This window comes from Rothia kristinae NBRC 15354 (assembly GCF_001570865.1).
In the GTDB taxonomy this organism is placed as follows: Bacteria; Actinomycetota; Actinomycetes; order Actinomycetales; family Micrococcaceae; genus Rothia; species Rothia kristinae.
In genome coordinates this window covers 1-24,757 of the sequence record NZ_BCSM01000008.1, presented here as the reverse complement: position 1 = coordinate 24,757, position 24,757 = coordinate 1, and the positions used below count along the sequence as shown (strand labels likewise).

The window sequence follows — 24,757 nt, the reverse complement described above, 5'->3', positions numbered from 1 at the left end:
GGGTCGCGGGAGGGACGCGCCCGAACGGGCGCGGAGCCCCGCTCAGGCGTAGCGGCGGGCGATCTCCAGGGCGCGGGTCACGTAGCCGCCGCCGAAGAGCACGGCGTGCAGGAGCATCAGGTGGATCTGGTGCAGGGCCACCCGGTCCTCCCAGCCCTCCTGCAGCGGATGGACCTGCTGGTACCCCGCGATGATCTCGCGCAGATGCGGCGCGCCGAACAGGGACAGCGCCGCGAGGTCGGATTCGCGGTGCCCGCCGAAGGCGGTCGGGTCGATGAGCACCACCTCGTCCTCGGTCCACAGCACGTTCCCGGACCACAGGTCCCCGTGGCAGCGGGCCGGGGCGTCGTCGTCATCGAAGTCCCCGGCACGCAGGCGATCGCACAGCTTCCCGAACAGCGCCCGCTCATCCGCCCCGAACCTCCCCGCGCGCACCAGCGGCGCCACCCGGGCGGCGGCGCAGAACTCGCCCCAGGAGCCCCACGAGCCCAGGCGCAGGTCCAGCTGCTGACCGGCGGGCCCCTGGTAGCCGTCCCCCTCCCAGCCGTCGGGACCGGCGCCGAAGGCCGGGGCTCCGGCATCGTGGGTCACCGCGAGCGCCTGGCCGAAGGCCCCGGCCACGGACTTCGACGGCGCGGCCTCCCGGATCCGCTCCAGCTCGAGCCCGCCGTCGGGCCGACCCAGGACCCGGCAGATGCGCACCCCGCCGTCCGGCTCGGCGCGGGCCAGCCAGTCCAGCCCCGCGGCCTCCCAGTCGGCGGCGCGTCCCGTGGTGTTCTTCACGAAAGTGTCCATCCCTCCGGTTTATCACGGCGGATGCGCATAGGGTGGGGGTTCCCGAGCGGTTCCCCCGCCGTTCACCCTGCCGTCGATGCGACCTGTTGGGATGGAGCCGTGAGCTTCCTGATCGCCCACCGCGGGCACAGTGCCAGAGCACCCGAGAACACGATGGCGGCCTTCCGCGCCGCCGCGGACGCCGGCTTCGGCTGGATCGAGACGGACGTCGACCTGCTGGGCGATGGCACCGCCGTGCTCATCCACGACGCGACGCTGGAGCGCACCACCGACGCCGTCGGGCCGGTGGCCGAGCTGATCCGCACGGATCTGGCCGGGATCGACGCCGGCTCCTGGTTCTCCTCCGCGCACGCGGGGCAGCGGGTGCCTCAGCTGGGCGAGCTGATCGAGCTGGCCGAGGTCCGCGGGCTGAATCTGAATCTGGAGCTGAAGCTGTCCGATCCGACGCCGCGGCGCACCACCCGGTTCCTGGAGACCGTGACCGAGCACCTGGATCGGCTGGCGCCGGAGCGGGAGGTGATCGTCTCCAGCTTCAACCATGAGCTGCTGGCCGCGTTCCACCGGGCAGCCCCCGGCTACGCCACGGCCTGCCTGTTCGAGCCGCTGCAGATGGCCCCGTGGAGCCGACGCTCCGAGTGGCGCGAGGCGGTGCGCAGCACCGGGGCGACGTGGGTGCACCCGCACCACCGGGACCTGAGCCGGGCCACCGTGCGGTTGCTGCACGCGGAGGGCCTGGGCGTGAACACCTGGACGGTGAACGATCGGGGCCGCTCCCGCAAGCTCGCCGCGTGGGGCGTGCGCGGGATGTGCACGGACGGCCCGGAGCGGGTCATCCGCCAGTTCGCCCGGATCCCCGCCGGGCGGCACAGCGCCTGAGCCGCGCCGTGCCCGGGGCCGCCGCCTGAGCCGCGGCCGACGCCGCCCCCGCACCCTGGGAGCACCACGCCTGCCCCGCGCAGCCCGGGACCGACGTCATCCCCCGGGCACCCGGCGGGTCACTGGTAGGTGACCACCCAGGGCTTGGGCTGCAGCTCGTAGGTCTGCTGCGGGGTGAACATCGGGGTGTCCTCGTCGTAGAAGTTCTTCCAGGACATCCAGATGCCCTTCGGCAGTCCCTCCTGCAGGGCGTTCCAGGTCTCCTTCTTCAGCTCCGGGGTGCCGTGCCCGTCCGCGTGCAGGGTCAGGGCCAGCTCCTGGTGGGAGGTGTCGATCTGCTCGCGGTTGGTGATCATTGTCCCGGCGAACTGGTGGATGACCACGGCTTTCTGCGGCAGCTCGTGCTCGCGGGTGATCGCGGCGATGTCGTCCAGGGTCCGGTTGATCTCGGAGGCGTCCACGGTGCCGATCTGCTGCAGCGGCAGCTCGTCCGGGGCCAGGCGCCACTCCGGGTCCAGGCCGACGCCGACGTTCGGCTCGGCCAGCAGCTCCTTGTACTGCTCCACCTGGCTGGGGAAGTCGGAGCGGCCCGGCTGGAAGTCCAGGACCACGTAGATCCCCTCCTTCTTGGCCACGTCCATGAGCGGCTTGAGCTGCTCCACGGGGATCTCATCCGAGTAGTCCCCGTCCGCACCGGGGGCGCTGGAGGCGGTGGTGGTGATGATCTCGAAGGCCGGGATTACCTTCTCCTTGCTGTACTGCTGGTAGTCCTCGGCCATCTTCTTGACCCGCTGCGCGGATTCCTCCGGGGACCGCTCGCCCAGCGCGCCCAGGGAGGGCCCGTTGGGGGAGCCGTACAGGGCGACCATGCGCCGGTCCGGGAACATGGTGCGTCCGCCGCCGACCAGCTGCGCGTCCTTGCCGCTGGTGGTCGGGCTGGCCGACGCCGACGTCGAGGCCTGGGCCCCTCCGGCGGACCCGGACGCGGAGGCGGCGGCGGAGCCCGATCCGGAGGCGGCGTCGTCGGAGTCGGCGGAGGAGCCGCACCCGGACAGGGCGAGGGCCGCGGAGGCGAGCAGGGCGATGGCGGCCGCGGGGCGGCGAGCTGAGACGAGGTGGTTCATGTCGCTTTCGGGTGGGTCGGTGCGATGACGTTCTGCCCAGCCAGCGTAACGAGAACCGCCCTGACCTGCCCATCCGTGTCACTCGCCCCCCGGTGCTGCCGCGCCGAACCGTCATCGGCGTGGGTTCCGACGGGCCGATCAGCCACGCGGGTGACGGTTCGGCGCAGATGGCAGGATCGTTGGGGAGATCACGACGCCGCCCACCCCACCAGGAGCGACCCATGAAGGCCCTGCCGGTCCAGCAGTCCGAGCGCGACCCCGAGCTCGGCGCCCGCCTGCGCAACCACCGGCTGCGCGCGCACATGACGATCGAGCAGCTGGCGGGGGCGGCCGGGCTGACCAAGGGCTTCCTCTCCCGGGTGGAGCGGGACCAGACCTCCCCGTCCGTGGCTTCCCTGGTGAAGATCTGCCGGGCGCTGCGAGTCCCGGTGGGTCAGCTGTTCGAGGAGCCGCCGACGACGGTGGTGCGCCTGGCGGAGGCCCCGCACGTGGATCTGGGCGGCACCGGGATCGCCGAGCGGCTGGTCTCGGCCCCGGAGCTGGAGGGCGCGCAGGTGATCCGCGCCAGCGTCGCCCCGGGCGGGGAGGGCGAGGAGGCCCTGTACACGGTGGAGTGCGAGACCGAGCTGCTGCACGTGATCTCCGGGCGCTTCCTGCTGCGCACCGCCGCCGGGGAACACGCCCTGGGCCCCGGGGACACGGTGACCTTCAGCGGGCGCGAGCCGCACTCCTGGCGCAGCCTGGGCGAGGAGCCGGCCGAGGTCCTGTGGATCCTGCTGGCCCCCTGACCGGCCGGGCCTCAGGGTTCCGCCGAACCGTCACCCACGTGGCTCAACAGCGCCCCGGAAGCCACGCCGATGACGGTTCGGCGCAGGCAGCGCAACACGGTGGTGATCCGCACCCAGTATCGTGAGGCCACGCACTTCATCCAGACTCAGGAGACCCACGTGAACGTCGCCGTCATCATCCTGTATCTGCTGCTCATGCTGTTTCTCGGCTGGGTGGGCAAACGCCGGGCCCGCAGCACCGAGGACTACCGGGTGGCCGGGCGGCGCCTGGGCCCGGTCTTCTACACGGGCACCATGTCCGCAGTGGTGCTCGGCGGGGCGGCGACCATCGGCGGCGTCGGGCTGGGCTGGACCTACGGGCTGTCCGGGGTGTGGCTGGTGACGGCGATCGCCGTGGGAGTCATCGTGCTGTCCCTGCTGTTCGCGGGCCGGCTGCAGCGGCTGCGGGTGTACACCGTCTCCCAGATGCTGGGGCTGCGCTTCGGCGGGCGGGCGGTGCGGGCCTCCTCGATCGTGATACTCGGGTACACCCTGATGCTCGCGGTGACCTCCACCTCGGCCTACGCCAGCGTGTTCGGGGTGCTGTTCGGCATCGACCGCGCCTGGGGGATCGCCCTCGGGGCGGTCGTGGTCATCGGGTACTCGATCCTGGGCGGGATGTGGTCCATCACCCTGACGGACCTGCTGCAGTTCGCGATCATGACGGTCGGGATGTTCCTCCTGCTGCTGCCCTTCTCCCTGCACGCCGCGGGCGGCTGGTCCGGGCTGGAGCAGCGCCTGGACGCCGCGCACTTCGATCTCGGGGCGCGCGGGCCCGGGTACATCGTGACGATGTTCGTGGTCTACACCCTGGGCATCCTGGTGGGCCAGGACATCTGGCAGCGGGTGTTCACCGCCCGCTCCCCGCAGGTGGCCCGCTGGGGCGGGACCGCCTCGGGCGTGTACGTGCTGCTGTACGGGGTGGCCGGGGCCGTGATCGGGATGGCCGGGGCCGTGGTGCTGCCGGACCTGGCCTCCGGGGATGAGGCCTTCGCGGCCCTGGCCGAGGGCTACCTGCCGGTGGGCCTGGGCGGGCTGGTGCTGGCCGCCGGGGTGGCCGCGATGATGTCCACCGCCTCCGGGGCGCTGATCGCCTCGGCCACGGTGGCGCGGGTGGACGTGGTGCCGCTGCTGCGCTCCCTGGCCGGCGGCGGGTCCGCGGCGGAGGACGCGACGTCGCACCCGGACACCGAGCAGCTGTCCCTGGAGGTCACCGGGGAGTCCGAGGCCGCGATGGCCCTGGACCGGTGGTACGTGCTGGGGCTGGGCGTGGTCGTCACGATCATCGCGATGCTCGTGCCCAGCGTGGTCACGGCGCTGACCATCGCGTACGGGATCCTGGTGGGCGGGCTGCTCGTGCCGATCCTGGGGGCGCTGGTGTGGCAGCGGGCCACCGGGGCCGCCGCCGGGTGGTCCATGGTCGTGGGCACCGTGGGCGTGCTGGTGTCCATGGCGGTGTTCGGGGTGGAGGCCAACGCCCCGATCTACGTGGGTCTGGCGGCCTCCCTGGTGGTGTTCGTCGGGGTCTCCCTGGCCACCCCGCCGACGCCGCGGCACGTGCTGGGCGCCTGGCGGGAGCGCCTGGCGCGGTAACCCCGCGCGCCCGCGTCCCGTACCCGCCGCCCCCCTGCGCCGAACCGTCGCCGCCGTGGGTTCTGACCGGGTCAGAGCCCACGCCAGCGACGGTTCGGCGCATCTCCTTCAGGATCAGTGCGCCGTCGTCGGCAGCTCCTCCGGGTAGGCCGGCCACCACATGCGCTCCTGGACCGCGGCGATCACGTTCTCCGGGGCGTTCTCGGCGACGCCGGCGCGCACGGCCTCCTCGACCACGGCCACCGCGACCTTCGCGGAGGAGGCCCGCAGGTTCTCCACCGGCGGCAGGATCGGGGCGCCGGGCTGGGAGGCATCCACCTGGTCGGCCACCGCGGAGGCCGCGGCCAGCAGCATCCCGTCGGTCACGTGCTTCGCTCCGGCGACGATCGTGCCCAGGCCCAGGCCCGGGTAGAGCAGGGCGTTGTTGCCCTGGCCGAAGCGGTAGGTGGTGCCCTTGTAGTCCAGGTCATCCACGGGGATGCCGGCGGCCACCAGTGCGCGGCCGTCGGACCAGCGGATCACGTCCTGCGGCATGGCCTCGATGCGGGAGGTCGGGTTGGACAGCGGCAGGATGATCGGGCGATCGCACCCGTCGGCCATCGCGGAGACGACCTCCTCGGTGAAGGCCCCGTGGTCGGTGGAGGTGCCGATGAGGATGGTCGGCTTGACCTTGCGCACCACCTCGGCCAGCCCGACCTTCCCGTCCTGGCGCTTCCAGCTCTTCACCTCGTCGGCGGGGCGGGCGTAGGCCTGCTGGTAGTCCGGCAGGTCGTCCATGTCGTCGGTGACCAGGCCGTTGATGTCGATCAGCCAGATCCGGGCGGTGGCCTCCTTCTCGCTCAGCCCGTCCCGGATCATGCCGGCGCGCAGCTGGTCGGCCATCCCGGTGCCGGCGGTGCCGGCGCCGTAGACCACGACCTTCTGGTCGGAGAAGTCGGTGCCGCTCACCCGCATCCCGGACATCACGGCGGCGGTGACGATCGCGCCGGTGCCCTGCATGTCGTCGTTGAAGATGCGGTAGTCCTCAGCGTTGTCCTGCAGGATCCGCCGGGCGTTGGAGGGGCCGAAGTCCTCGAAGTGCAGCAGGGCGTGCGGGAACAGCTCGGAGGCGACCTTCAGGTACTCCGCGATGAGGCGGTCGTATTCCTTCCCGCGCACCCGGGCGTGGCGGTTGCCGAGGTACGTGGGGGAGTTCAGCAGGTCCTCGTTGTCGGTGCCGGCGTCCAGGTTCACGGCGATCACGCGGGAGGGGTCGATGCCGGCGGCGGCCGTGTAGATGGCGAGCTTGCCGATGGCGATGTCGGTGCCGTTCACGCCCCAGTCGCCGATGCCGAGGATCTGCTCGGCGTCGGAGCAGACGATGAGGTCGACGTCGTCCGGGCCCAGGCCGAGGGTCTGGAAGCTCTCCCGGATGTCCTCGATGCGGTCCACGGAGAGGTAGACGGCGCGGGACTGGCGGTAGTCCTGGGACCAGTTCTCGATGGCCTCGCCGATCGTGGGGTCGTAGACGATGGGCAGCAGCTCCTTGAGGTGGTCCACGAGGAGCTTGAAGTACACGGTCTCGTTCCGGTCGTGCAGCTGGTCCAGGTAGATGTACTTCTGCAGGTTCGTCTGGAACTGGCCGAGCTGGGCCCAGCAACGGGCGGCCTGGGCGTCCAGGGTCTCCACTCCGGAGGGCAGGCGTCCGGTCAGGCCGAGCTGCCTGCGCTGCTCGTGGGTGTACGCGGTGCCGCGGTTGATGATGGGGTCCGTCATCGCTTCGGGACGCAGGGCCATGGGAAATCACGCTCCTGAGGTGGTTCGGGCGGAACCCGGCGGCTCCGCCTCGGTGCTTCCATTCTCGATCGTAGGCCCGCGTTTCTGGGAGCATCCAGGGAATTCCTCGCGCGATATCCGGCGTCGTCTGCGTCACGCCGCGGGTTTCCTCCCGGTAGACTCCAGTTCATCCACAGGCAACAGCCGGCTCCCGCGTCGGCGCCCCCGAGCATCCCGATCCGCAGCACCCGCAGGAGGCCTGACGTGACCCAGCACCCCGAGACCGCGCCCGACGTCGCGACCCCCAGCGCCGTGGCCGCCCCGGACGACGGCGCCGAGGTGCGCACCGAGCCCCGCCGCAACGCCGGCTACGCGATCCTGAAGACCCTGCGCGGCTACGGCATCGACACGGTCTTCGGGATCCCGGGCACCCACAACCTGGAGTTCTACCGGCACCTGGAGGGCCTGGGGATCACCCCGATCACCACCCGGCACGAGCAGGGCGCGGCTTACGGCGCGGACGGCTGGTCCCTGACCCGGGGGCTGCCCGGCGTCGTGATCACCACCTCCGGGCCGGGCCTGCTGAACTCCCTGTCCGGGGCGGCCACCGCCTACGCCGAGTCCCGGCCGATGATCCTGCTCTCCCCCGGGCGCCCGCGCGGGCACGAGTTCCGGGACATCGGGGCGCTGCACGAGACCAAGAACCCCACCGGCGCGGTCGGGGCGATCGTGGGGGTGTCCCGCCGGGTCAATTCGGCCCTGGAGGCGGTGGAGATGATCCACAACGCCTTCGTGTCCTTCGCTCACTCCCGGCCGCGGCCGGTGCACATCGAGGTGCCGATGGATGTGCTCGCGGAGGAGGGCGGCTTCGAGGAGGCGGACCTGGCCCCGCGCCCGCTGGGGTCTCCACAGCCGGCCCCGGCCCACGACGTCGCGCGGGCGGCGAAGCTGCTGGCGGCCTCCGAGCGTCCGGTGATCGTGGCCGGCGGCGGCTCCCTGGCGGCGGGTCCGGCGCTGCTGGAGCTGGCGGAGCTGCTGGAGGCCCCGGTGGTGACGTCGGTGAACGGCAAGGGCGCGATCCCGGAGAAGCATCGGCTGTCCCTGGGGGCGGATCTGCGGCTGTCCGCGATGCACGAGTTCTGCCGTTCTGCGGACGCCCTGCTGATCGTGGGCTCGAAGATCGGGGAGGCCGAGCTGTGGGAGGGGGATATCCGCCCGGCGGGCCCGGTGATCCGCCAGGACATCGAGCGCTCCCAGATGCTCACCAACATCACCCCGGACCTGGAGCTGCCGGGCAATTCCGCGGCCGTCGTGCCGCAGCTGGTGGAGGCGCTGCGCGCCGAGCTGGCGGGGAGGCCGGCGCGGCCGGAGCGGGATCTGCGGGAGGTCTTCGACGCCCTGGATGAGGAGGGTCGGGCGATCGCCCCGGAGCTGGCGCAGCTGAATGAGCTGATCATGGAGGTGCTGCCGGAGGACACGATCATCGCCGGGGATTCCTCCCAGGTGACGTACATGGGCACCACCACGTTCTACCGGGCGCAGCGACCGAACTCGCTGCTGTTCATGGCCACCTACTCCACGCTGGGCTACGGCCTGCCGGCGGCGGTGGGGGCGAAGGTGGCCGCCCCGGAGCGTCCGGTGGTGTGCCTGCTGGGTGATGGCGCGCTGATGTTCGCGATCCAGGAGCTGATGACGGCGGTGGAGCAGGAGCTGGATCTGCCGATCATCTGCGTGGACAACGGCGGCTACGGGGAGATCCGCGCCAATGAGCGGGCCGCCGGGCTCGCCCCGGTGGCGGTGGATCTGCGCCAGCCGGACTGGGTGAAGCTCGCGGAGGGCTTCGGCGCCGTGGGCGTGGAGGCCACCATGGACACCCTGGCCGACGCCGTGCGCACCGCCCTGCGCACGCGCGGCCCGTCCCTGATCCACCTGAGGATCGGCCGGACCCTGAAGTAGCCTCGGTTCGCGGCGGCCCGCCAGGACCTCGGTTCCCGGCGGGCCGCTTCCCTGCCGACCCAAGACGCAGGGACGGAGGCACCCCTGGATACGTACGCCCTAACCCGGATGTTTCATCGGGCAGCGGCGCCGGTGTGACGGGCGCCGCTGCCGTTGAGATCGGCTGATTCTTGCAGGTGGGTACGACAAGGGCCGGGATGTCGCTTCCGGTGGGCGTCGTCTTCCACGGAACGAGGACGGTGCTGGCTCGAAGGGACGGGGGTGGCGCTGGTCAGGGTGGGGCCATGGTCGCGAGTTTGTCCCATGCGGTGGTGAACAGGACTGCCCAGGACGCGGTGTCCTTGATGTGGAGAAGACGTTGACGGGCGGATCGCGCGAGTGTTGCGGCGATGGTGAACAGACGGTGCCGCAGTGTTTTGGGTTCCCACCGGCGGGCGGCGTGTCCGTTCAGGGCGAGCATTCCCATCCAGGCGAGCAGATCGTTCGCGAGTTGCACGATGAGCAGCCAGATCCGGTTCTGGGCGAAGCCCTGCAACGGGAGGTTGTGCAGGCCGGTGTCCTTGGCGATCCGGATGCGGTCCTCACACCTGGCCCGCCGACGGTGGCGTAACTCCAGCTCAGCGAGCTGTCCACGCTGCGTATTGGTGACGAACGCGGTCAACCGGTAACCGTCGATGTCCTCGAACCGCAGCTGAGCTCCGGGGTGGGGACGTTCGCGACGGACGATGACGCGCATGCCCGGCGGGTAGCCCTTCAGCGTGAGCAGGTCGGTGAGCTCAGCCACGTGCGCGCCCTCACGCACGGCCCCGTCGGCGTCGTACGCCGGCTGCCACACGCGCTCGGGCACGAGCCGGTACAGCTGCGGCATCGCGGCCGGCAGGGTCCATCCGATCGAATACGACACCCCGCGCCGGTGGCAAAACCACAACAGGTCACGGGTGCCACCAGCGCCATCGGTGCGGATCAGGACCTTCTTACCCGGCCTCCTCGGGTTGATCCCTGGTGTGGCGGCCAGCGCTTGCTTGATGACTGTCTCGTGGTCCGCGGCCGTGTTCGATCCGGCGTTGCCCGGGCGCAGGAGCACCGCCAACGGTTCCCCGGTGCCGTCGCCGCCGTGGTCCACGAAGGCGCACAGCGGGTGGAACCCGTAGCCGCGTTTGAACGTCGGCGCAGCCTGTTCCTTGTCCGAGTGCGCCGTCACCAGAGTCGCGTCAAGGTCAATGACCAGCGGATTCGCCGCTGACGCGTCGTGGCTCGGGGCGCGGTCACCGGCCAGACGCCACGCGTGTTCGCGCGCTGTGGCACGGGCTCCAGCGATGGCCTTCTCGGCCTTGTCGACCTCAGCGGCCAAGGCCGCGATAGTCCGGCTGATCGTGGCGTCCGAAGCGACCGGCCCGTACACGCCGGGTTCGGCCCGCAACAACGCCGCGTCTCGGCACGCGTCCCCACCCAACGCCAACGAAACCGCCAGATCCGTCACGACCTTCGCCGGATCGTGCCTGACCAGCGGCTTCCGCCATGGTCGCAGCGCCTCCCTCAACGCCACATCCAAGCCCGAGACCCGCACCGTGCGCGTCAACAGCACCCCGCCCGCATGCGCCACCGCGGGAACGTCCGCAGCATCAACCCGGACATGCGGGTACAGCCCGCTACGCTTACTCACCTGAGAAGTGCCCCTCTGATCCTGCAAGTATCGACTTCAGCAATCGACATCCTTGCAGGTCAAGGGCACTTCTCGCGTTCAGGGGTCACCTACCCCCATGAAATCTCCGGGCTCGGTCCAGGCGTTGCGCCAGAGCCTGATCATGGCTGGGTAGGCCTTGCCCCACTTCTCCGCGAACTCCTCGAACGCTGCCTCGGCCGCCTCCGGGGTGGGGGCTTCGTAGACAGGCCTGAGGTTGACGGCGATCTCGGGCCAGTGTCGCTTCGACGCGTAGCCGAAACTGTTGCGCAGCAGGTGGATCAGACAGGTCTGTACCTTCGCGGCCGGGAAGACCTGTCCGATCGAGTCGGGCAGGCCCTTGAGTGGTTGTGCCAGCTTGGTTCGGCCCCGTTGTGACGGCCTGATCTGGCCCCGCGTGCGACTTGCCGGGGTGTTGATGGTCTGAATTGGCCCCGCCCCTCCACGCTGGTCCCCATCCACTGGTGTGAGGCGAGGAGGCCGAGATGGGGTCACGAGTGCAGCTGTACGCCGACATCCACCACGACGCGCGAGTCGATGGCCTGTCCATCCGCGAGCTCGCGCGCAAGCACGGGGTGCACCGCCGCACCGTCCGCCACGCACTCGCCGCAGCCGAACCACCACCCCGCAAGAAACCGGTCCGCACAGCACCGCGCCTGGACCCGTACAAGCCGGCGATCGACCAGATGCTGCTCTACGACCTGACCGCCCCGCGCAAGCAGCGCCACACCGCCACGAGGATCCTGGACCGGTTGCGTGACGAGCACGGCGCCACCGACCTGTCCTACTCCACGGTGCGGGACTACGTCCGGGTCAGGCGCGCGCAGATCGATCTGGAGGCCGGGCGCCGGGTGGAGGCGATGGTGCCGCAGGACCACGCCCCCGGCGCGGAGGCCGAGGTCCACCACCACACCCAGACAGGAACCCCATGACCACGAACACCAGCAGCTCCCGTCAGGGCGGTCTTCGTCGTCGTCACGGCCTCACCGAACAAGCCGCCCAGGCCGCGATCGACCAGGCCTGCCGCCGCCTACGACTGCCCACCATCCGGTCCGTCGTCGATGAGGCGATCACCACCGCCACCAAGGAACAACTCACCTACCAGGGCTTCCTCGCCGAGCTGCTCCTGGCCGAGGTCGACGACCGCGACCGGCGCTCTACCCTGCGCCGTATCAAGAGCGCCGGATTCCCGCGCGAGAAGTGGCTGGCCGACTTCGACTTCACCGCGAACCCGAACATCAACCCCGCCACCATCAACGAGCTCGCCACCGGCGACTGGATCCGCCGCGGCGACCCGCTGTGCCTGATCGGGGACTCCGGCACCGGCAAGTCCCACCTGCTCATCGCACTCGGCACCGCCGCCGCAGAACAGGGCTACCGCGTCCGCTACACCCTCGCCACCCGGCTCGTGAACGAGCTCGTCGAAGCCGCCGACGAGAAACAACTCACCAAGACCATCAACCGCCACGGCCGCGTCGACCTCCTCGTCATTGACGAGCTCGGCTACCTGGAACTCGACCGGCGAGGCGCCGAACTGCTGTTCCAGGTCCTCACCGAACGAGAGGAAAAGAACGCCATCGCGATCGCCTCCAACCAGTCCTTCTCCGCCTGGACCGACACCTTCACCGACCCCCCGCCTGTGCGCAGCAATCGTCGACCGCCTCACCTACAACGCCACCATCATCGAAACCGGCACCAACTCCTACCGCCTCGCCCACACCCGAGCCCGACAGGCCGGGTGGCACCCTGCAAATAGGCAGTCGCCTACCGCCGGATCCACCAGTTGGGTCCGGCGGGTAGGCGTCACTCCCTGAGTCAGTTGCTGAGAGCGGTGAGCTGTTGCGTGCCGACGGGTTCGCGGGTCTGGGTGGGGATGACGGCCATGCGGTTGGTGGTGGCGGCCACCGCGTCCAGCTGCTGTTGCTCGGAGCGTGCGCGGGTGGCGAGCAGTGGGCTGGTGGGGTGGGCTGCCGCGAGGGAGTTGTTCACGACCCACGCCCACGGGTGGATGTTGGCGCGTTCCAGGTCGCTGGCCAGGGCCTGCGCCTCGGTGACGGGGGTGGTCTCGGGCAGGGTGACCACGATGATCTTGGTGTGGTCGGGGTCTTGGAGCCGCATCAGCGGGGTGGTGACGTGGCCGCGCTGGTCGTCGTCGAGGTGGCGGGTGATGTCGCGGTGGTAGGAACCGGTGGCGTCCATCAGGAGCAGGGTGTGGCCGGTGGGGGCGGTGTCCATGATGACGAACTGGTCGCGGGCCTTGTTCACGGCGCGGCTGAACTGCTGGAAGACGGCGATCTCCTCGGTGCAGGGGCTCATGAGGTCCTCGGCGAGGGCGGCGCGGCCGGCGTCGTCGAGCTTGGTGCCCTTGGAGGCCATGACGTGGTCGCGGTACTCCTGGATGGCCTTCTCAGGGTCGATGGCGCTGACCTCGAGCCCGTCGACGTCGTTGCCGAGGGTGGTCGACAGGTGCGCGGCGGGATCGGTGGTGGTGAGCAGGACCTTCTTGCCGCGCTGCACCAGGGCGATGGCGATGGCGGCTGCGACGGTGGTCTTGCCGACACCGCCCTTGCCCATCGTCATCACGAGCCCATGGTCGGCCTCGGCGAGCTGGTCGACCAGGCCGGCAAGGTACGGCTGCTGGCCGATGCCCTGCCCGCCGGTGTCCTGCGCGTCGGCCTGCGGGGCGTCCTCGTCGTGGAACAGGGTGGCGAGCGCCTCCAGGCCGACCATGTTGACGCTCTTGAGGCTCACCGTGTCGCGCGGCAGGGCTGCCAGGGCGGCAGGCATGGCAGCGAGCGCCGCCTGTTCGCGGTCGTGGATGGCGCGGGACAGGTCGTCGGTGGCGGCCGCGGCGGGCAAGACGCCGTTGACGACCAGGTTGGCGGCGTGGATGTCGAGCTCGGCGAGCTCGTCCAGGGTGCGGGCGACCTCGCGCAGCGTGGACTGCTGGGCCCGGGCGACGAGCACCAGGCGGGTGCTGGTGGGGTCGGTGAGAGCCTCGACGGCGGCGCGGTAGGTGGCGCGGTTCTTCTCGAGCCCGCTCATGGGCCCCAGACAGGACGCGTCGCCCTTGCCGTTGTCAAGGTAGCTGGTCCAGCTGCCGGGCAGCTGCAGCAGGCGGATGGTGTGGCCGGTGGGGGCGGTGTCGAAGATGACGTGGTCGTAGCCGGCGGTGGCCTGGGTGTCGGCGAGCAGGTCGGTGAACTCGTTGAACGAGGCGATCTCGGTGGTGCAGGAGCCCGACAGCTGCTCGGTGATGGCCTCGATCTCCTTGATGGGCAGGACCGCGCGCACCGGTTCCAGGATCTTGTTGCGGTAGGCCTCAGCGGCCTCGTCGGGGTCAATCTCCAGCGCGTCGAGGCCGGGCACCTGCGGAATCGGGGTGATCTTGTTGCCGATGGTGGCACCGAACACCTGGGCGATGTTGCTCGCCGGGTCGGTGCTGACCAGCAGCACCCGCTTGCCCTGGTGGGCGAGGTGCACGGCCGTGGCGCACGCGATGCTGGTCTTGCCGACACCGCCCTTGCCAGTGAAGAAAAAGTGCCGGGGCGGGTTGTCGAGAAACTGGGTCACCATAATCTCCTGAAAGTTCGAGTCGGGGTCAGCAGCAGCCGGACACGGTGCTGGTAGTGGCGGGCTGCCCACAGCAGCCAGTGGACGCGGCGGGGGCTTCCTGCTGCGGGCCGCAGCATCCGCCCTGGGGCTGGGCGTCCTTCGTCGGGTTCAGGCCGGCGTAGCGCTCCAGCTCGTCGCGGCGCGGGTGGCGGCCGGCCAGCACGGTGACGTCGTCGACCAGCGTCAGGGGTAGCCCCTCGGAGCCGGCGGCCTGCAGGAACTTGACGACCACGGGGTGCTCCGCGAACTGCGCCGGCTCGCTGGCCAGATTGGCGCGGTGGACGTCCACCCCCTGCGCCTTGAGGGCGTTGACCGCGGCGGTGAAGTCGACCAGCTCCTGGTCGAGGTCGGGGCCGCAGACCCCGGTGTTGCAACACAGTGCAGGTTCGAAGACACGGATGACGGGCATGGGAAACCTCCGGCTCGGGTGGAGGACGACCATCACGCATTGATGACCGTCGATATGAGTGAGCATGGCACACATATCGACAGGTGTCAATATGAGCGGGTAGCATGTCTGCATGACCGAACTGCTGGAAGCCCCGATGGCCGCCGCCGAGGCCTGCGCGCCGGGTGGTGGCACGATCTCGATGGAGCAGGCGGAACGGGTTGCGCTCGTCGTGAAGGCGCTCGCTGACCCGGTGCGGCTGCGGATCCTGCACCACATCGCGGCCAGCCGGTGCTCCAGCGTGTGCGCGTGTCACATGTCCGAGGTGTTCGGCGTGACCCAGCCGACGCTGTCACACCACCTGAAGAAGCTGGTCGAGGCCGGGCTGGTGGACAAGGAAATGCGCGGCAAGTGGGCGCACTTCACCCCGCGACCCGAAGGGCTGGCCGCGTTGCACGAGTACCTCGCCATGCTGGGCTGAGGCCCGGCGACCCGAAAGGACATCCCCATGCACGTTGTGTGCGTCGGCGGCAGCGATGCCGGCATCTCCGCGGGGCTGCGTGCCCGCGAACTCGACCCGTCGACCGAGGTCACCGTCGTGGTGGCCGACGCCTACCCGAACTTCTCCATCTGCGGGATCCCCTACTACATCTCCGGCGAGGTCGGAGACTGGCACCACCTGGCACACCGCACCCGCGCCGACCTGGAGGCCGCGGGCCTGCACCTGCTGCTCGACACGCGCGCCACCCGCATCGACGTCGACGCCCGTCAGCTCGAGGCCATCGGACCCGACGACACCCCCGCCCTGGTCGACTACGACGCGCTGGTGGTCGGCACCGGCGCCCGGCCCGTGCGTCCCCCGATCACCGGACTCGACACCCTCGGCGCCGCCGACGGCGTCCACCTGTTGCACTCCATGGGCGACACCTTCGCCCTGGGCGACTCCCTCGGGAAGCTGCAGCCGCGCACCGCCTTGGTTGTCGGCGCCGGCTACATCGGCCTGGAGATGGCCGAAGGCCTCACCACCCGCGGCATCCACGTCACCCAGGTCGAGGCCGCCCCCGAGGTACTGTCCACCCTCGACCCCGAACTCGGTACCCTCGTCCATGCCGAACTCGTGCGGCACGGGGTCGATATCCACACCGGTACGAGCGTCACCGGCATAGCCAAGGGTGCTGACGGCCTGCACGTGACCGGTCAGGCCAGAGACGGCGAAGCCCTGTCGTGGGATGTGGACCTCGTTCTGGTCGTGGTCGGTGTCACCCCCGAGACCGACCTGCTCGTCCGATCTGGAGCACAGACCGGGCCCCGCGGTGCGGTGCTCGTCGACGAGACGATGGCCACCGGCCTGCCACACGTGTGGGCCGCCGGCGACTGCGTCGCCACCCACCATCGCCTGCTCGGCACCACCTACCTCCCACTGGGCACCACCTCCCACAAACAGGGACGGGTCGCCGGCGAGAACGCGCTGGGCGGCAACGCCCGATTCGCGGGCAGCATCGGCACCCAGGTGCTCAAGGTGTTCGACCTGGTCGCAGCCCGCACCGGGCTGCGGGAGCACGAAGCCATCGCCGCCGGGTTCGACCCCGCCAGCACCACCTCGGCGCCCGACGACCACAAGGCCTACTACCCGGGATCCCACCCCATCACCATCCGCATCACCGGCGACCGCGCCACCGGCAGGCTGCTAGGTGCCCAGCTCGTCGGGCACCTGACCACCGAGACCGCCAAGCGGGTCGACACCTACGCCACCGCGCTCTTCCACGGCATGGACGTGGCCGGCATCAATGACCTCGACCTCGCCTACACACCGCCGCTGGGCTCGCCCTGGGACGCCATCCAGATCGCCGCGCAGGCATGGGTGACCCAGCACCAGCCAGCGAGCACTCGCGCCCAACCCTGACCCCCTGCAGTAATGAGCGCCCCCGCCGAGCGTGAACCCCGGGGGCGCTCCTCAGCGCGCGCTCACCACCCGCCCACACCCCCGACGGGCCAATCGTCAGCACGCCGCCGCCAAGCCATCCCCACCCCCGCCATGACAGGTGACCTCCACCCGGCCTAGCTCCACGGCCGCACCCCGACGCACCCGAAAGGGTTGAATCTCGACGACGAACACCCCGTGACTTGTCATATTGACGGTTGTCTATATAATGAGGACGTTCATATCGATGATCGTCAATGTGAGGTAGTCATGGCCGTAAACACCACCGAACCACCGTCCACAGGGCCTTGACCCCGAATCGTGGACACGGTGTCGTTTCGGTTATGCCGCTTCCGTGAGCGTAGCGGAGGCGGCGGTTTCGTAGGCATTCGGGACGATGTTGCCGATCGCGGAGTGGCGTCGGCGGGTGTTGTAGCGGTTCGCCCATCGAAACACGGCCCGGTAGGCGGTGGGCGCGTCGGGGAACGCGGCGCGGCCTTCGAGCAGCTCACGCTTGAGGGCCGCGTTGAGGCTTTCGGCGAGGGCGTTGTCGGCCGATGAGCCGACCGCTCCCATCGACTGTCTCACCCCGAGCTGCTCGCACAGCGCTGCGTAGGACTTCGATGTGTAGACCGAGCCGTGGTCGGAGTGGAACACCGCCCCGGCCAGCGTCCCACGCTCGCACCAGGCGACCTTCAGCGCGTCCTCGACGAGCTCGGTGCGCATGTGCCCGGCCATGGCCCATCCGATCAGCTTCCGGGAGCCCAGGTCGATGCAGGAGGCGAAGTAGAGGTTCGTGCCGTCCTCGAGGGGCAGGTAGGTGATGTCACCGACGTAACGGCAGCACGGCGCGCCGATGCTGAAGTCGCGGCCGATCAGGTCGGGGAACCGCCTGCCGGACTGGTCCGGAATCGTGGTCCTCACGCGTTTGCGCAACCGGATTCCGGCCAGGCCATGCTCGCGCATCACCCGGGCCACGCGCTTGTGGTTGACCCGGTCACCGGCCGGCACGTCCTCGTTGAGGTCGGCCGTGATCCGGGGCGCGCCGTAGGCGCGGTCCCCGCCCCGGGCCGGGTCCTGCAGCACCCGGATCCGCGACACCAGCGCCGCGTCGGCCGCCGCCCTGGCCGCCCGTGCCGGCTCGGCGGCCAGCCAGGCGTAGAACGACGACCGGGCGATCTCGATGACCTCGCACAACCGCTTCACGCCCCAGGCGTCCTTGTGGTCCTCGACGAACTGGAAGCGGTTCACCAGTTCGTCTCCCCGGCGAAATACTTCGCCGCCTGGCGCAGGATGTCCCGCTCCTGGGCCAGCTTGGCCTGCTCGGCCCGCAACGCCGCGTTCTCGGCCTCCAACCGGGCGATCCTCGCCCCCGGCGACCCCGGCCGGCCCTGCGTCGGAGCGGCCGTGGCCGCACCCGCCGTCGTCCCGGAGCCGAACTTGTCGACCCATTCCTTCAACGCGCCCCGGGACACGCCCAGATCCGCTGCGATCCCTTTGAGCGTCGCGCCCGGGGTGGACTCGTACAAGTCCACCGCCCGGCGACGGAACTCGTCGGTGTAGTTCTTACTGGCCATCCTTGGATTCTCGCTTCTCCCAGCATCGTGCTGGGTTCCGCGTGTCCAAGATCAAGGGTCAAGCCCCGTGGCATGTCCGGCATGAACCACGACATGGGCAGCATGAACCACAACATGTCCCCGTCCTCGCAACCGACGAGGTGACGCCTGCTGGGTTTCGTGGTGAGATGGAGCCATGAGCGATGTGGCGCGCACTTCGGTGCTGGTGGTCGACGACGAACCGGTGCTGGCCGGCACGGTGAAGAACTACCTGGAACGGGCCGGCATGGCCGCAGACACGTGTGCAGACGGGAACGAGGCGGTGTCGCGGATCCGGGAGGAGCAGCCGGATGTCGTCATCCTCGACCTCGGCCTTCCGGGCCTCGACGGAGTGGAGGTCTGTCGCAAGGTGCGCACCTTCAGCGACTGCTACGTCCTGATGCTGACCGCGCGAGCTGACGAGGTGGACATGCTCATCGGGTTGTCCGTGGGCGCGGATGACTACCTCACCAAGCCCTTCAGCCCGCGCGAACTCGTCGCACGCGTCCAGGTGATGCTGCGTCGCCCGAGATCCACGGCTTCGGTATCCGTCGCCCGCAGGATCGGGGAACTGGTGGTGCATCCCGACTCGCGCGAAGCTTTCATGGATGGTGTGGCGGTGGACCTGACACGCACCGAGTTCGACCTGCTGAAGGCGCTGTCCGCGCATCCCGGACGTGTGTTGAGCCGGCGTCAGCTCACGGACATGGTCTGGGGCGAGGACTGGGTCGGCGACGACCATCTGGTCGATGTCCACGTGGCACACCTTCGCAAGAAGCTGGGTGAGGAGGCCGCCGATCCCCGCTACGTGCTGACTGTGCGGGGCGTGGGCTACCGGATGGGCCGAGGCTGATGGGAGGACGGCCATCAGAGCTGTGGCCCGGGTTGTCGTGGGGTCGACGGGTGGTGTGGACCCAGTTCGCCGTCCTGGTCACCATGAGCGTCACGCTGGTCCTGACCGCCCTGGAGATGGGCCCGCCGTTGTTCAAGAAGCACATGGCCGAGGCCGGGCACACCCAGCCCATGGTGCTGGACCATGCCGAGCGTGCCTTCCATGACGCCGGTGCGGCCTCCCTGGGATTGGGACTTGCCGCCGCGATGATGATCGCGGCGGTGACGTCATGGGTGCTGAACCGCAGCCTCATCCGAGGGCTGGATGCCCTGGCCGAGGGGGCTGAGAGGGTCGCGCACGGCAACTACGACGACCCCGTGCGCATGCCGCCACTGGGGCGCGAACTCGAATCCGTGGCCCATGAGTTCAACCGGATGGCGGCCCAGATCGCGGCCACGGAGGCCACCCGACGACGCATGTTGACCGATCTTGGCCATGAGCTGCGAACGCCCCTGTCCGTGACGCGGGTGACGCTCGAGAGCCTCCAGGACGGAGTCGCCGTGTATGGGCCGGAGGTCCTTGAGGTCCTCCAACGCCAGAACGAGCGCATCACGGCGCTGGCGGCCGACATCTCCGAGGTCTCCAGGGCAGAGGAGGGGCGGATCCCCTTGGAACTACGGCTGACCCGCATCGATGACCTGGTGGAATCGGCGGTCACCTCGTGTGCGAAAGCCTGTGCCGAGGCAGGTATCCAGCTGGTGACCCGTGGCAACTGCCCCGTGGAGGTGGATGTCGACCCTGCACGCATCGGCCAGGTCCTGGACAACCTGCTGCGCAACGCCGTCCAGCACACGCCACGCGGGGGTGAGGTATGTGTGACGAGCTGGTCTGACACGGACTCGGTGTCCATCCAGGTCAGCGACACCGGCGCAGGCATACCCGCCGGTGAGGTGCCCCACGTCTTCGAACGCTTCTTCCACCAAGGATCACGCAGGGTCCGTGACGTCGACGGCGGAACCGGAGTCGGCCTGACCATCGCCAGAGCCGTCGCCCGGGCACATGGGGGCGACGTGCTGGCGGCCAGTCCGGGGGTGGGCTGCGGTGCGTCGTTCACCCTGGTGCTGCCACGAAGTCTTGATCGAATCTCCACACTTCCCTGACCCGGTCACAATGCGGGGCGGGAAGAGTCGTGGGCATGAACACGATCACTCGCCGACAGGCCTTGCTCGCCGGCCTCGGCCTGGCATCCACCAGCGCCCTGGCTGCATGCGGCGCCAAGCAGCCCTCCCCGGCCAGCACCACCCCGGCCACATGGGCCATCCCGACCCAGACACCACTCGCCACCCCGGCCGGGGCGACGACCGTCACCCACACCCTGACCCCGCGCCCTGTCACCTTGGACCTGGGCGGTGTCCTGGCCAAGACCTGGGCCTACACCGACGAACTCGACGGGAACGTCCTGCGCGGCAAGGCGGGCGACCTGTTCCGGGTCACGGTCGACAACCAGCTCCCCACAGCCACCTCGGTGCACTGGCACGGCATTGCCCTGCGCAACGCCTCCGACGGTGTGCCTGGTGTCACTCAGGACCCCATCGCCGCCAAGAGTGCCTTCACCTACGAGTTCGTCGCACCCCATGCCGGAACCTACTTCTTCCATCCCCACAGCGGAGTCCAGATCGACCGGGGGCTGTACGCTCCCCTCGTGCTGGACGACCCACGCGATCCGGGCGACCACGACGCGGAATGGGTCCTGGTCCTGGATGACTGGACCGATGGGGTTGGCAAGTCACCGGATGCGATCTTCGCCGACTTCAAGGCCAACAGCGGCCCCCTGTCCCAAGGAATGAACCACGACATGGGAGGCATGGACCACGGCAGTTCCCCCTTGGGCGATGCCGGAGACGTGAGCTACCCGCACTACGTCGTCAACGGCCGGATCCCGGCCGCACCGCGCACCCTCACGGCACGCCCCGGGGACAAGGTCCGGCTACGGCTCATCAATGCCGGAGCCGACACGATCTTCAAGGTCGGCCTGTCCGGGCACCGACTCACCATCACCCACGCCGACGGTTTCGCCGTGCAGCCGGTCGAGGCGACGGCCATCTACCTCGCCATGGGAGAAAGGATCGACGCCACCGTCACCGTCGGCGACGGCGTCTTCGTGCTGCAGGCCGCCCCCGAGGGCAAGACCGGTACTCCCGCCCGCGCCATCGTCAAGACCGGCGCCGGCAGCATTCCGCCGGCCACCACCCGAATCCCCGAACTCGGAGGAAAGGCTGCCCTGGGCACCGCCCTGCGCGCCGCCGACGCAGCCAAGCTGCCCGACAAGGAACCGGAGCAGACCCTCGAGGTCCAGCTCAACGGCCAGATGAAGCCCTACGCCTGGGGCATCAACGGCAAGAAGTTCGGTGAGGACACACCCCTGTCGATCAGCCCGGGACAGCGGGTCCGGATGCGGATGACGAACATGACGATGATGGCCCACCCGATGCACATCCACGGCCACACTTGGTCCCTGCCGGGCAGCAACGGACTGCGCAAGGACACCGTGCTGCTGCTGCCCATGCAGACCATCGAGGCCGACCTGCAGGCCGACAACCCCGGAGCCTGGATGCTGCACTGCCACAACATCTACCACGCCGAGATCGGCATGATGACCAGCCTGCGCTACTGACCCCAGCCCACGCCGATGCGGTTCCCGCGTCACCCCGGGAACCGCACCGCCGCATGCCCGCACATGCCTCCGACGTCTTGGTCAAACCTTCATCATTTGCCCCGGTCCAGCTTCATGGACGCTCGACAGTCTGGATGGTGACGGCAGCCAGCCACACACGACGAAGGAGACCACCATGTACACAAGCCCCACCCAGCTCAACCGCAGTGACAGCGACGCTCCCCGCCCCGCCGCCGACCCGGTACTCGAGCCCGTGCAGCACCGGCACGATCCGAAGATGACAGGCCACGGCAAGAGCCACCACTGGATGCACCTGCTGATGTGTGCCCCGATGCTGCTCATCGTGGCCGGATACCTGTGGACAGGTCGTGCCAGCCTCGCCGCAGGCGGCGTCATGGCCGCCGTCATCCCCGCCCTCGGCTGCGTAGTGATGATGTGGCTCATGATGCGGATGATGAACCACGGGGCCGATCATCACTGAGCCAAGAACCTCGCACCACGCGCCCACCAGCACCACAGAGCACCACCACTCAACGGACGAGGAAGACCATGACCAGCCCTACCCCACCCGACGAGCCCATCACGGCTGAAGGGGACTCCTTCACCTGCCCCATGCACCCCGAGGTCACCAGTGACCACCCTGGCCGCTGCCCTAAGTGCGGCATGTTCCTCCAACCGGACGGACAGCCCCCCGCGCCAGCAGCACACCAGCACACCCACCCCGGGCAGCCTGCTGCCCACCAAGAGCACGGCGGGCAAAGCGCCCCGCCACCACAGGCCGACACCGGCCCACGCGATGGCGAATGGACCTGCCCCATGCACCCCGAGATCCGGCAGGATGGGCCGGGCGAGTGCCCGATCTGTGGCATGGCGCTCGAACCGGTCTCGGTGGGCATCCACGACGGACCCAACCCAGAGCTGGCAGACATGCGCCGCCGTCTCCGCGTGGCAGCCGTGCTCAGCCTGCCCCTGGTGGTGCTGGCGATGGTCCCGGCCCTGGCCGTCGGGGCGTGGGTGCCCTGGGTCGAACTCGCGCTGTCCACCCCCGTGGTGTGGTGGGCCGGGTGGCCATTCTTCGCACGTGGCGCCCGATCAGTGGCCAGCCGGCACCTCAACATGTTCACCCTCGTCAGCCTCGGTGTGGGTGCCGCGTGGTTCTACAGTGTGGTCGCCGTCCTGGCCCCGGGGATCTTCCCGGCCATCATGCGTGATGACGGTGGCCGGGTCGGAGTCTACTTCGAGGCCGCCGCCGTGATCATCACCCTGGTGCTGCTGGGGCAGGTACTCGAACTGCGGGCACGCGACCAGACCTCGGGTGCCATCCGCGCCCTGCTGGACCTGTCGCCAGCCACCGCGCACCGCATCAACCCCGACGGAGGAGAAGAGGAAGTGCCATCCGCGGACCTGCAGGTCGGCGACCATTGCCGGGTCCGCCCCGGTGAGAAGATCCCAGCAGACGGCATCGTGGTCGACGGCCACGCCTACGTCGACGAATCCATGATCACCGGCGAGCCGGTACCTGTTGACAAGAACCCCGGCGACCGTGTGATCGGCGGCACCATCACCAGCGACGGCAGCCTGGTCATCGAGGCCACCGGCCTGGGCGCCGACTCGACCCTGGCCCGCATCGTCGACCTCGTGTCCCAGGCGCAACGTTCCCAAGCCCCCATCCAAGGGCTCGTCGACAAGATCTCCGCTGTGTTCGTGCCGGTCGTGATCGGCATCGCACTGATCACCTTCGCCGTCTGGGCCACGGTCGGGCCACAGCCCCGGCTACCGTTCGCGATCGTTGCTACAGTGTCCGTGCTCATCATCGCCTGCCCTTGCGCGCTTGGCCTTGCCACACCCATGTCCATCATGGTCGGGGTTGGTCGCGGAGCCCGCGATGGCGTCCTGGTCAAGAACGCCGATGCACTCGAACGACTGCAGAAGATCGACACCTTGGTGGTCGACAAGACCGGGACCCTGACCCAGGGCCATCCCAGCCTCGTCGACCAGAAGGTCGTCGCCGGCCACCACGCCGAGATCGTGCTGGCCATGGCGGCCGCTGTCGAGTCCGGGTCCGAACATCCCTTGGCCCGCGCGATCGTCGACGCGGCGCGAGAACGCGACGTCACCGTACCGACCGCCACTGCATTCACCGCCCACCCGGGTGGCGGCGTCGAAGCATTGGTCGACGGTCACCAGGTCATGGTCGGCAGCCCTGCCTTCCTCACGACCCAGCATGCCGACACGACCCCCCTGACCGACGACATCGACGCCTTCCGTCGCCAAGGAGCCACTGCCGTCATCGTGACTGTCGATGGTCAGCCTGCAAGCATCCTGGCCATCGCCGACCCACTCAAGCCCACCACCGCCCAGGCCATCGACGACCTACGTCACCGTGGCATGCGGATCGTGATGCTGACCGGGGACAACGCCACCACCGCCCACGCCATCGCCGACGAGCTCCACATCGACGAGGTGATCGCGGACGTGCTTCCGGATCAGAAGCATGGGCACGTCCAGCGGTTCCAGGAGCAAGGTCACACGGTCGCGATGGCCGGTGACGGCGTCAACGACGCCCCTGCCCTGGCCGGGGCGGACGTTGGCGTCGCCATGGGCACCGGGACCGACGTCGCCATCGAGAGCGCAGACGTGACCCTCCTCGGCGGCGACCTCGCAGCCCTGGTCAAGGCCCGCGACCTGTCCGTCGACACTATGCGCAACATCAAGCAGAACCTGCTGTTCGCATTCATCTACAACGTCATCGGCATTCCGATCGCCGCGGGAGTGCTCTACCCCGCCTTCGGCTGGCTGTTGTCCCCGATGATCGCCGCAGCCGCCATGGCCCTCAGTTCGGTGAGCGTCATCACCAACTCCCTGCGCCTGCGCCGACACCACTGACATGAACTGCCCCCCATAAGCTGCCCGGAGTTCACTCTGGGTTGGCTTCTCGCACCCAACCGGGGCCCAGCCAGACCGACAACCCGGGGCCAAATGAAGTTGACATAGCCACCTTGAGCCCGTCACAGACCACGAAGAACACGTCCTTGACCCCGCGGTTCTTCAGTTCGGTCAGGCAGGCGAACCAGAACTTCGCCGACTCCCCGTCCCCGTTGCCTGGCCAGATCCCCAAGATGTCC

The 24,757-nt window shown here is 69.5% G+C and carries 18 protein-coding genes and 4 pseudogenes; 13 read left to right on the top strand and 9 right to left on the bottom strand.

Translation table 11 applies throughout. The features are described from left to right. Positions 1–42: 42 nt before the first annotated feature. The gene (locus KKR01S_RS06130; protein WP_061225563.1) at positions 43–795 is read right to left on the bottom strand and encodes a fructosamine kinase family protein; all 753 of its coding nucleotides are present in this window, start codon (positions 793–795) and stop codon (positions 43–45) included. Between the two features lie 99 nt (positions 796–894). Here KKR01S_RS06130 and KKR01S_RS06125 point away from each other — a divergent pair, with 99 nt between their 5' ends. Further along, positions 895–1,671, top strand: a complete 777-nt coding sequence (locus KKR01S_RS06125) for a glycerophosphodiester phosphodiesterase family protein (protein WP_058730452.1) — start codon at positions 895–897, stop codon at positions 1,669–1,671. 119 nt (positions 1,672–1,790) lie between these two features. On the opposite strand, the gene KKR01S_RS06120 is transcribed toward KKR01S_RS06125, so the two are convergent. Further along, complete coding sequence (locus KKR01S_RS06120) at positions 1,791–2,795, bottom strand: apurinic/apyrimidinic endonuclease family protein (RefSeq protein ID WP_061225562.1); 1,005 nt, start codon at positions 2,793–2,795, stop codon at positions 1,791–1,793. A gap of 221 nt (positions 2,796–3,016) precedes the next feature. Between KKR01S_RS06120 and KKR01S_RS06115 the strand changes: the two genes are divergently transcribed. Further along, entirely contained in the window at positions 3,017–3,583 is a 567-nt protein-coding gene (locus tag KKR01S_RS06115) for a helix-turn-helix domain-containing protein (RefSeq protein WP_061225561.1), read from the top strand. A gap of 195 nt (positions 3,584–3,778) precedes the next feature. Next, positions 3,779–5,215, top strand: coding sequence for a sodium:solute symporter family protein (locus KKR01S_RS06110; protein ID WP_242650360.1), 1,437 nt, complete (start codon positions 3,779–3,781; stop codon positions 5,213–5,215). A 114-nt stretch (positions 5,216–5,329) separates the two neighbouring features. Here the strand turns inward: KKR01S_RS06110 and KKR01S_RS06105 are convergent, their stop codons facing one another. Further along, complete coding sequence (locus KKR01S_RS06105) at positions 5,330–6,991, bottom strand: NAD-dependent malic enzyme (protein WP_058730455.1); 1,662 nt, start codon at positions 6,989–6,991, stop codon at positions 5,330–5,332. 318 nt (positions 6,992–7,309) lie between these two features. On the opposite strand from KKR01S_RS06105, the gene KKR01S_RS06100 reads away from it, so the two are divergent. Next, positions 7,310–8,926: a thiamine pyrophosphate-binding protein gene (locus tag KKR01S_RS06100; protein WP_439709795.1), complete on the top strand. Its 1,617-nt coding sequence runs from the start codon at positions 7,310–7,312 to the stop codon at positions 8,924–8,926. A 271-nt stretch (positions 8,927–9,197) separates the two neighbouring features. Here the strand turns inward: KKR01S_RS06100 and KKR01S_RS06095 are convergent, their stop codons facing one another. After that, a complete protein-coding gene (locus KKR01S_RS06095) occupies positions 9,198–10,589 on the bottom strand; it encodes an IS1380 family transposase (protein ID WP_061225559.1) in 1,392 nt (463 codons plus the stop codon). A 111-nt stretch (positions 10,590–10,700) separates the two neighbouring features. After that, positions 10,701–10,952, bottom strand: a pseudogene (locus tag KKR01S_RS11595) (transposase); the annotation flags it as partial. 140 nt (positions 10,953–11,092) lie between these two features. On the opposite strand from KKR01S_RS11595, the pseudogene KKR01S_RS06085 reads away from it, so the two are divergent. Together KKR01S_RS06085 and istB are read left to right on the top strand one after the other, a co-directional pair. Then, positions 11,093–11,509, top strand: a pseudogene (locus tag KKR01S_RS06085) (IS21 family transposase); the annotation flags it as partial. 26 nt (positions 11,510–11,535) lie between these two features. Next, positions 11,536–12,337: pseudogene (gene istB, locus KKR01S_RS06080) on the top strand (IS21-like element helper ATPase IstB); the annotation flags it as partial. Positions 12,338–12,422: 85 nt separating this feature from the next. Here istB and arsA read toward each other — a convergent pair. After that, positions 12,423–14,180, bottom strand: a complete 1,758-nt coding sequence (gene arsA / locus KKR01S_RS06075; RefSeq protein ID WP_061225587.1) for an arsenical pump-driving ATPase — start codon at positions 14,178–14,180, stop codon at positions 12,423–12,425. Positions 14,181–14,208: 28 nt separating this feature from the next. Beyond that, the gene (gene arsD / locus KKR01S_RS06070) at positions 14,209–14,631 is read right to left on the bottom strand and encodes an arsenite efflux transporter metallochaperone ArsD (protein WP_008598604.1); all 423 of its coding nucleotides are present in this window, start codon (positions 14,629–14,631) and stop codon (positions 14,209–14,211) included. A 112-nt stretch (positions 14,632–14,743) separates the two neighbouring features. On the opposite strand from arsD, the gene KKR01S_RS06065 reads away from it, so the two are divergent. Both KKR01S_RS06065 and KKR01S_RS06060 read left to right on the top strand, forming a co-directional pair. Continuing rightward, on the top strand, positions 14,744–15,091 hold the full coding sequence (locus KKR01S_RS06065) for an ArsR/SmtB family transcription factor (protein WP_061225555.1): 348 nt from the start codon (positions 14,744–14,746) through the stop codon (positions 15,089–15,091). Between the two features lie 27 nt (positions 15,092–15,118). Further along, positions 15,119–16,513, top strand: a complete 1,395-nt coding sequence (locus KKR01S_RS06060) for an FAD-dependent oxidoreductase (protein WP_061225554.1) — start codon at positions 15,119–15,121, stop codon at positions 16,511–16,513. Between the two features lie 360 nt (positions 16,514–16,873). Here the strand turns inward: KKR01S_RS06060 and KKR01S_RS06055 are convergent. Then, positions 16,874–18,108 (bottom strand): IS3 family transposase gene (locus KKR01S_RS06055; RefSeq protein WP_099049741.1). Its coding sequence is split into 2 segments (ribosomal slippage): positions 16,874–17,799 and positions 17,799–18,108, totalling 1,236 coding nucleotides; the frame shifts between segments, so codons are not numbered across the junction. A gap of 175 nt (positions 18,109–18,283) precedes the next feature. Here KKR01S_RS06055 and KKR01S_RS06045 point away from each other — a divergent pair. The 5 genes from KKR01S_RS06045 to KKR01S_RS06025 all read left to right on the top strand — a co-directional run bounded on the left by KKR01S_RS06045 (position 18,284) and on the right by KKR01S_RS06025 (position 24,518). Next, positions 18,284–18,979 (top strand): response regulator, encoded by a 696-nt coding sequence (locus KKR01S_RS06045; RefSeq protein ID WP_058730458.1) that lies wholly within the window; start codon positions 18,284–18,286, stop codon positions 18,977–18,979. A 50-nt stretch (positions 18,980–19,029) separates the two neighbouring features. Next, entirely contained in the window at positions 19,030–20,118 is a 1,089-nt protein-coding gene (locus KKR01S_RS06040; protein WP_242650647.1) for a sensor histidine kinase, read from the top strand. A gap of 35 nt (positions 20,119–20,153) precedes the next feature. Next, entirely contained in the window at positions 20,154–21,632 is a 1,479-nt protein-coding gene (locus tag KKR01S_RS06035) for a multicopper oxidase family protein (protein ID WP_028703847.1), read from the top strand. A 175-nt stretch (positions 21,633–21,807) separates the two neighbouring features. Beyond that, complete coding sequence (locus tag KKR01S_RS06030; protein WP_040159608.1) at positions 21,808–22,113, top strand: hypothetical protein; 306 nt, start codon at positions 21,808–21,810, stop codon at positions 22,111–22,113. A 68-nt stretch (positions 22,114–22,181) separates the two neighbouring features. After that, positions 22,182–24,518 (top strand): copper-transporting P-type ATPase, encoded by a 2,337-nt coding sequence (locus tag KKR01S_RS06025; protein WP_061225551.1) that lies wholly within the window; start codon positions 22,182–22,184, stop codon positions 24,516–24,518. A 112-nt stretch (positions 24,519–24,630) separates the two neighbouring features. Here KKR01S_RS06025 and KKR01S_RS10560 read toward each other — a convergent pair. Beyond that, a pseudogene (locus KKR01S_RS10560) lies at positions 24,631–24,757 on the bottom strand (transposase); the annotation flags it as partial.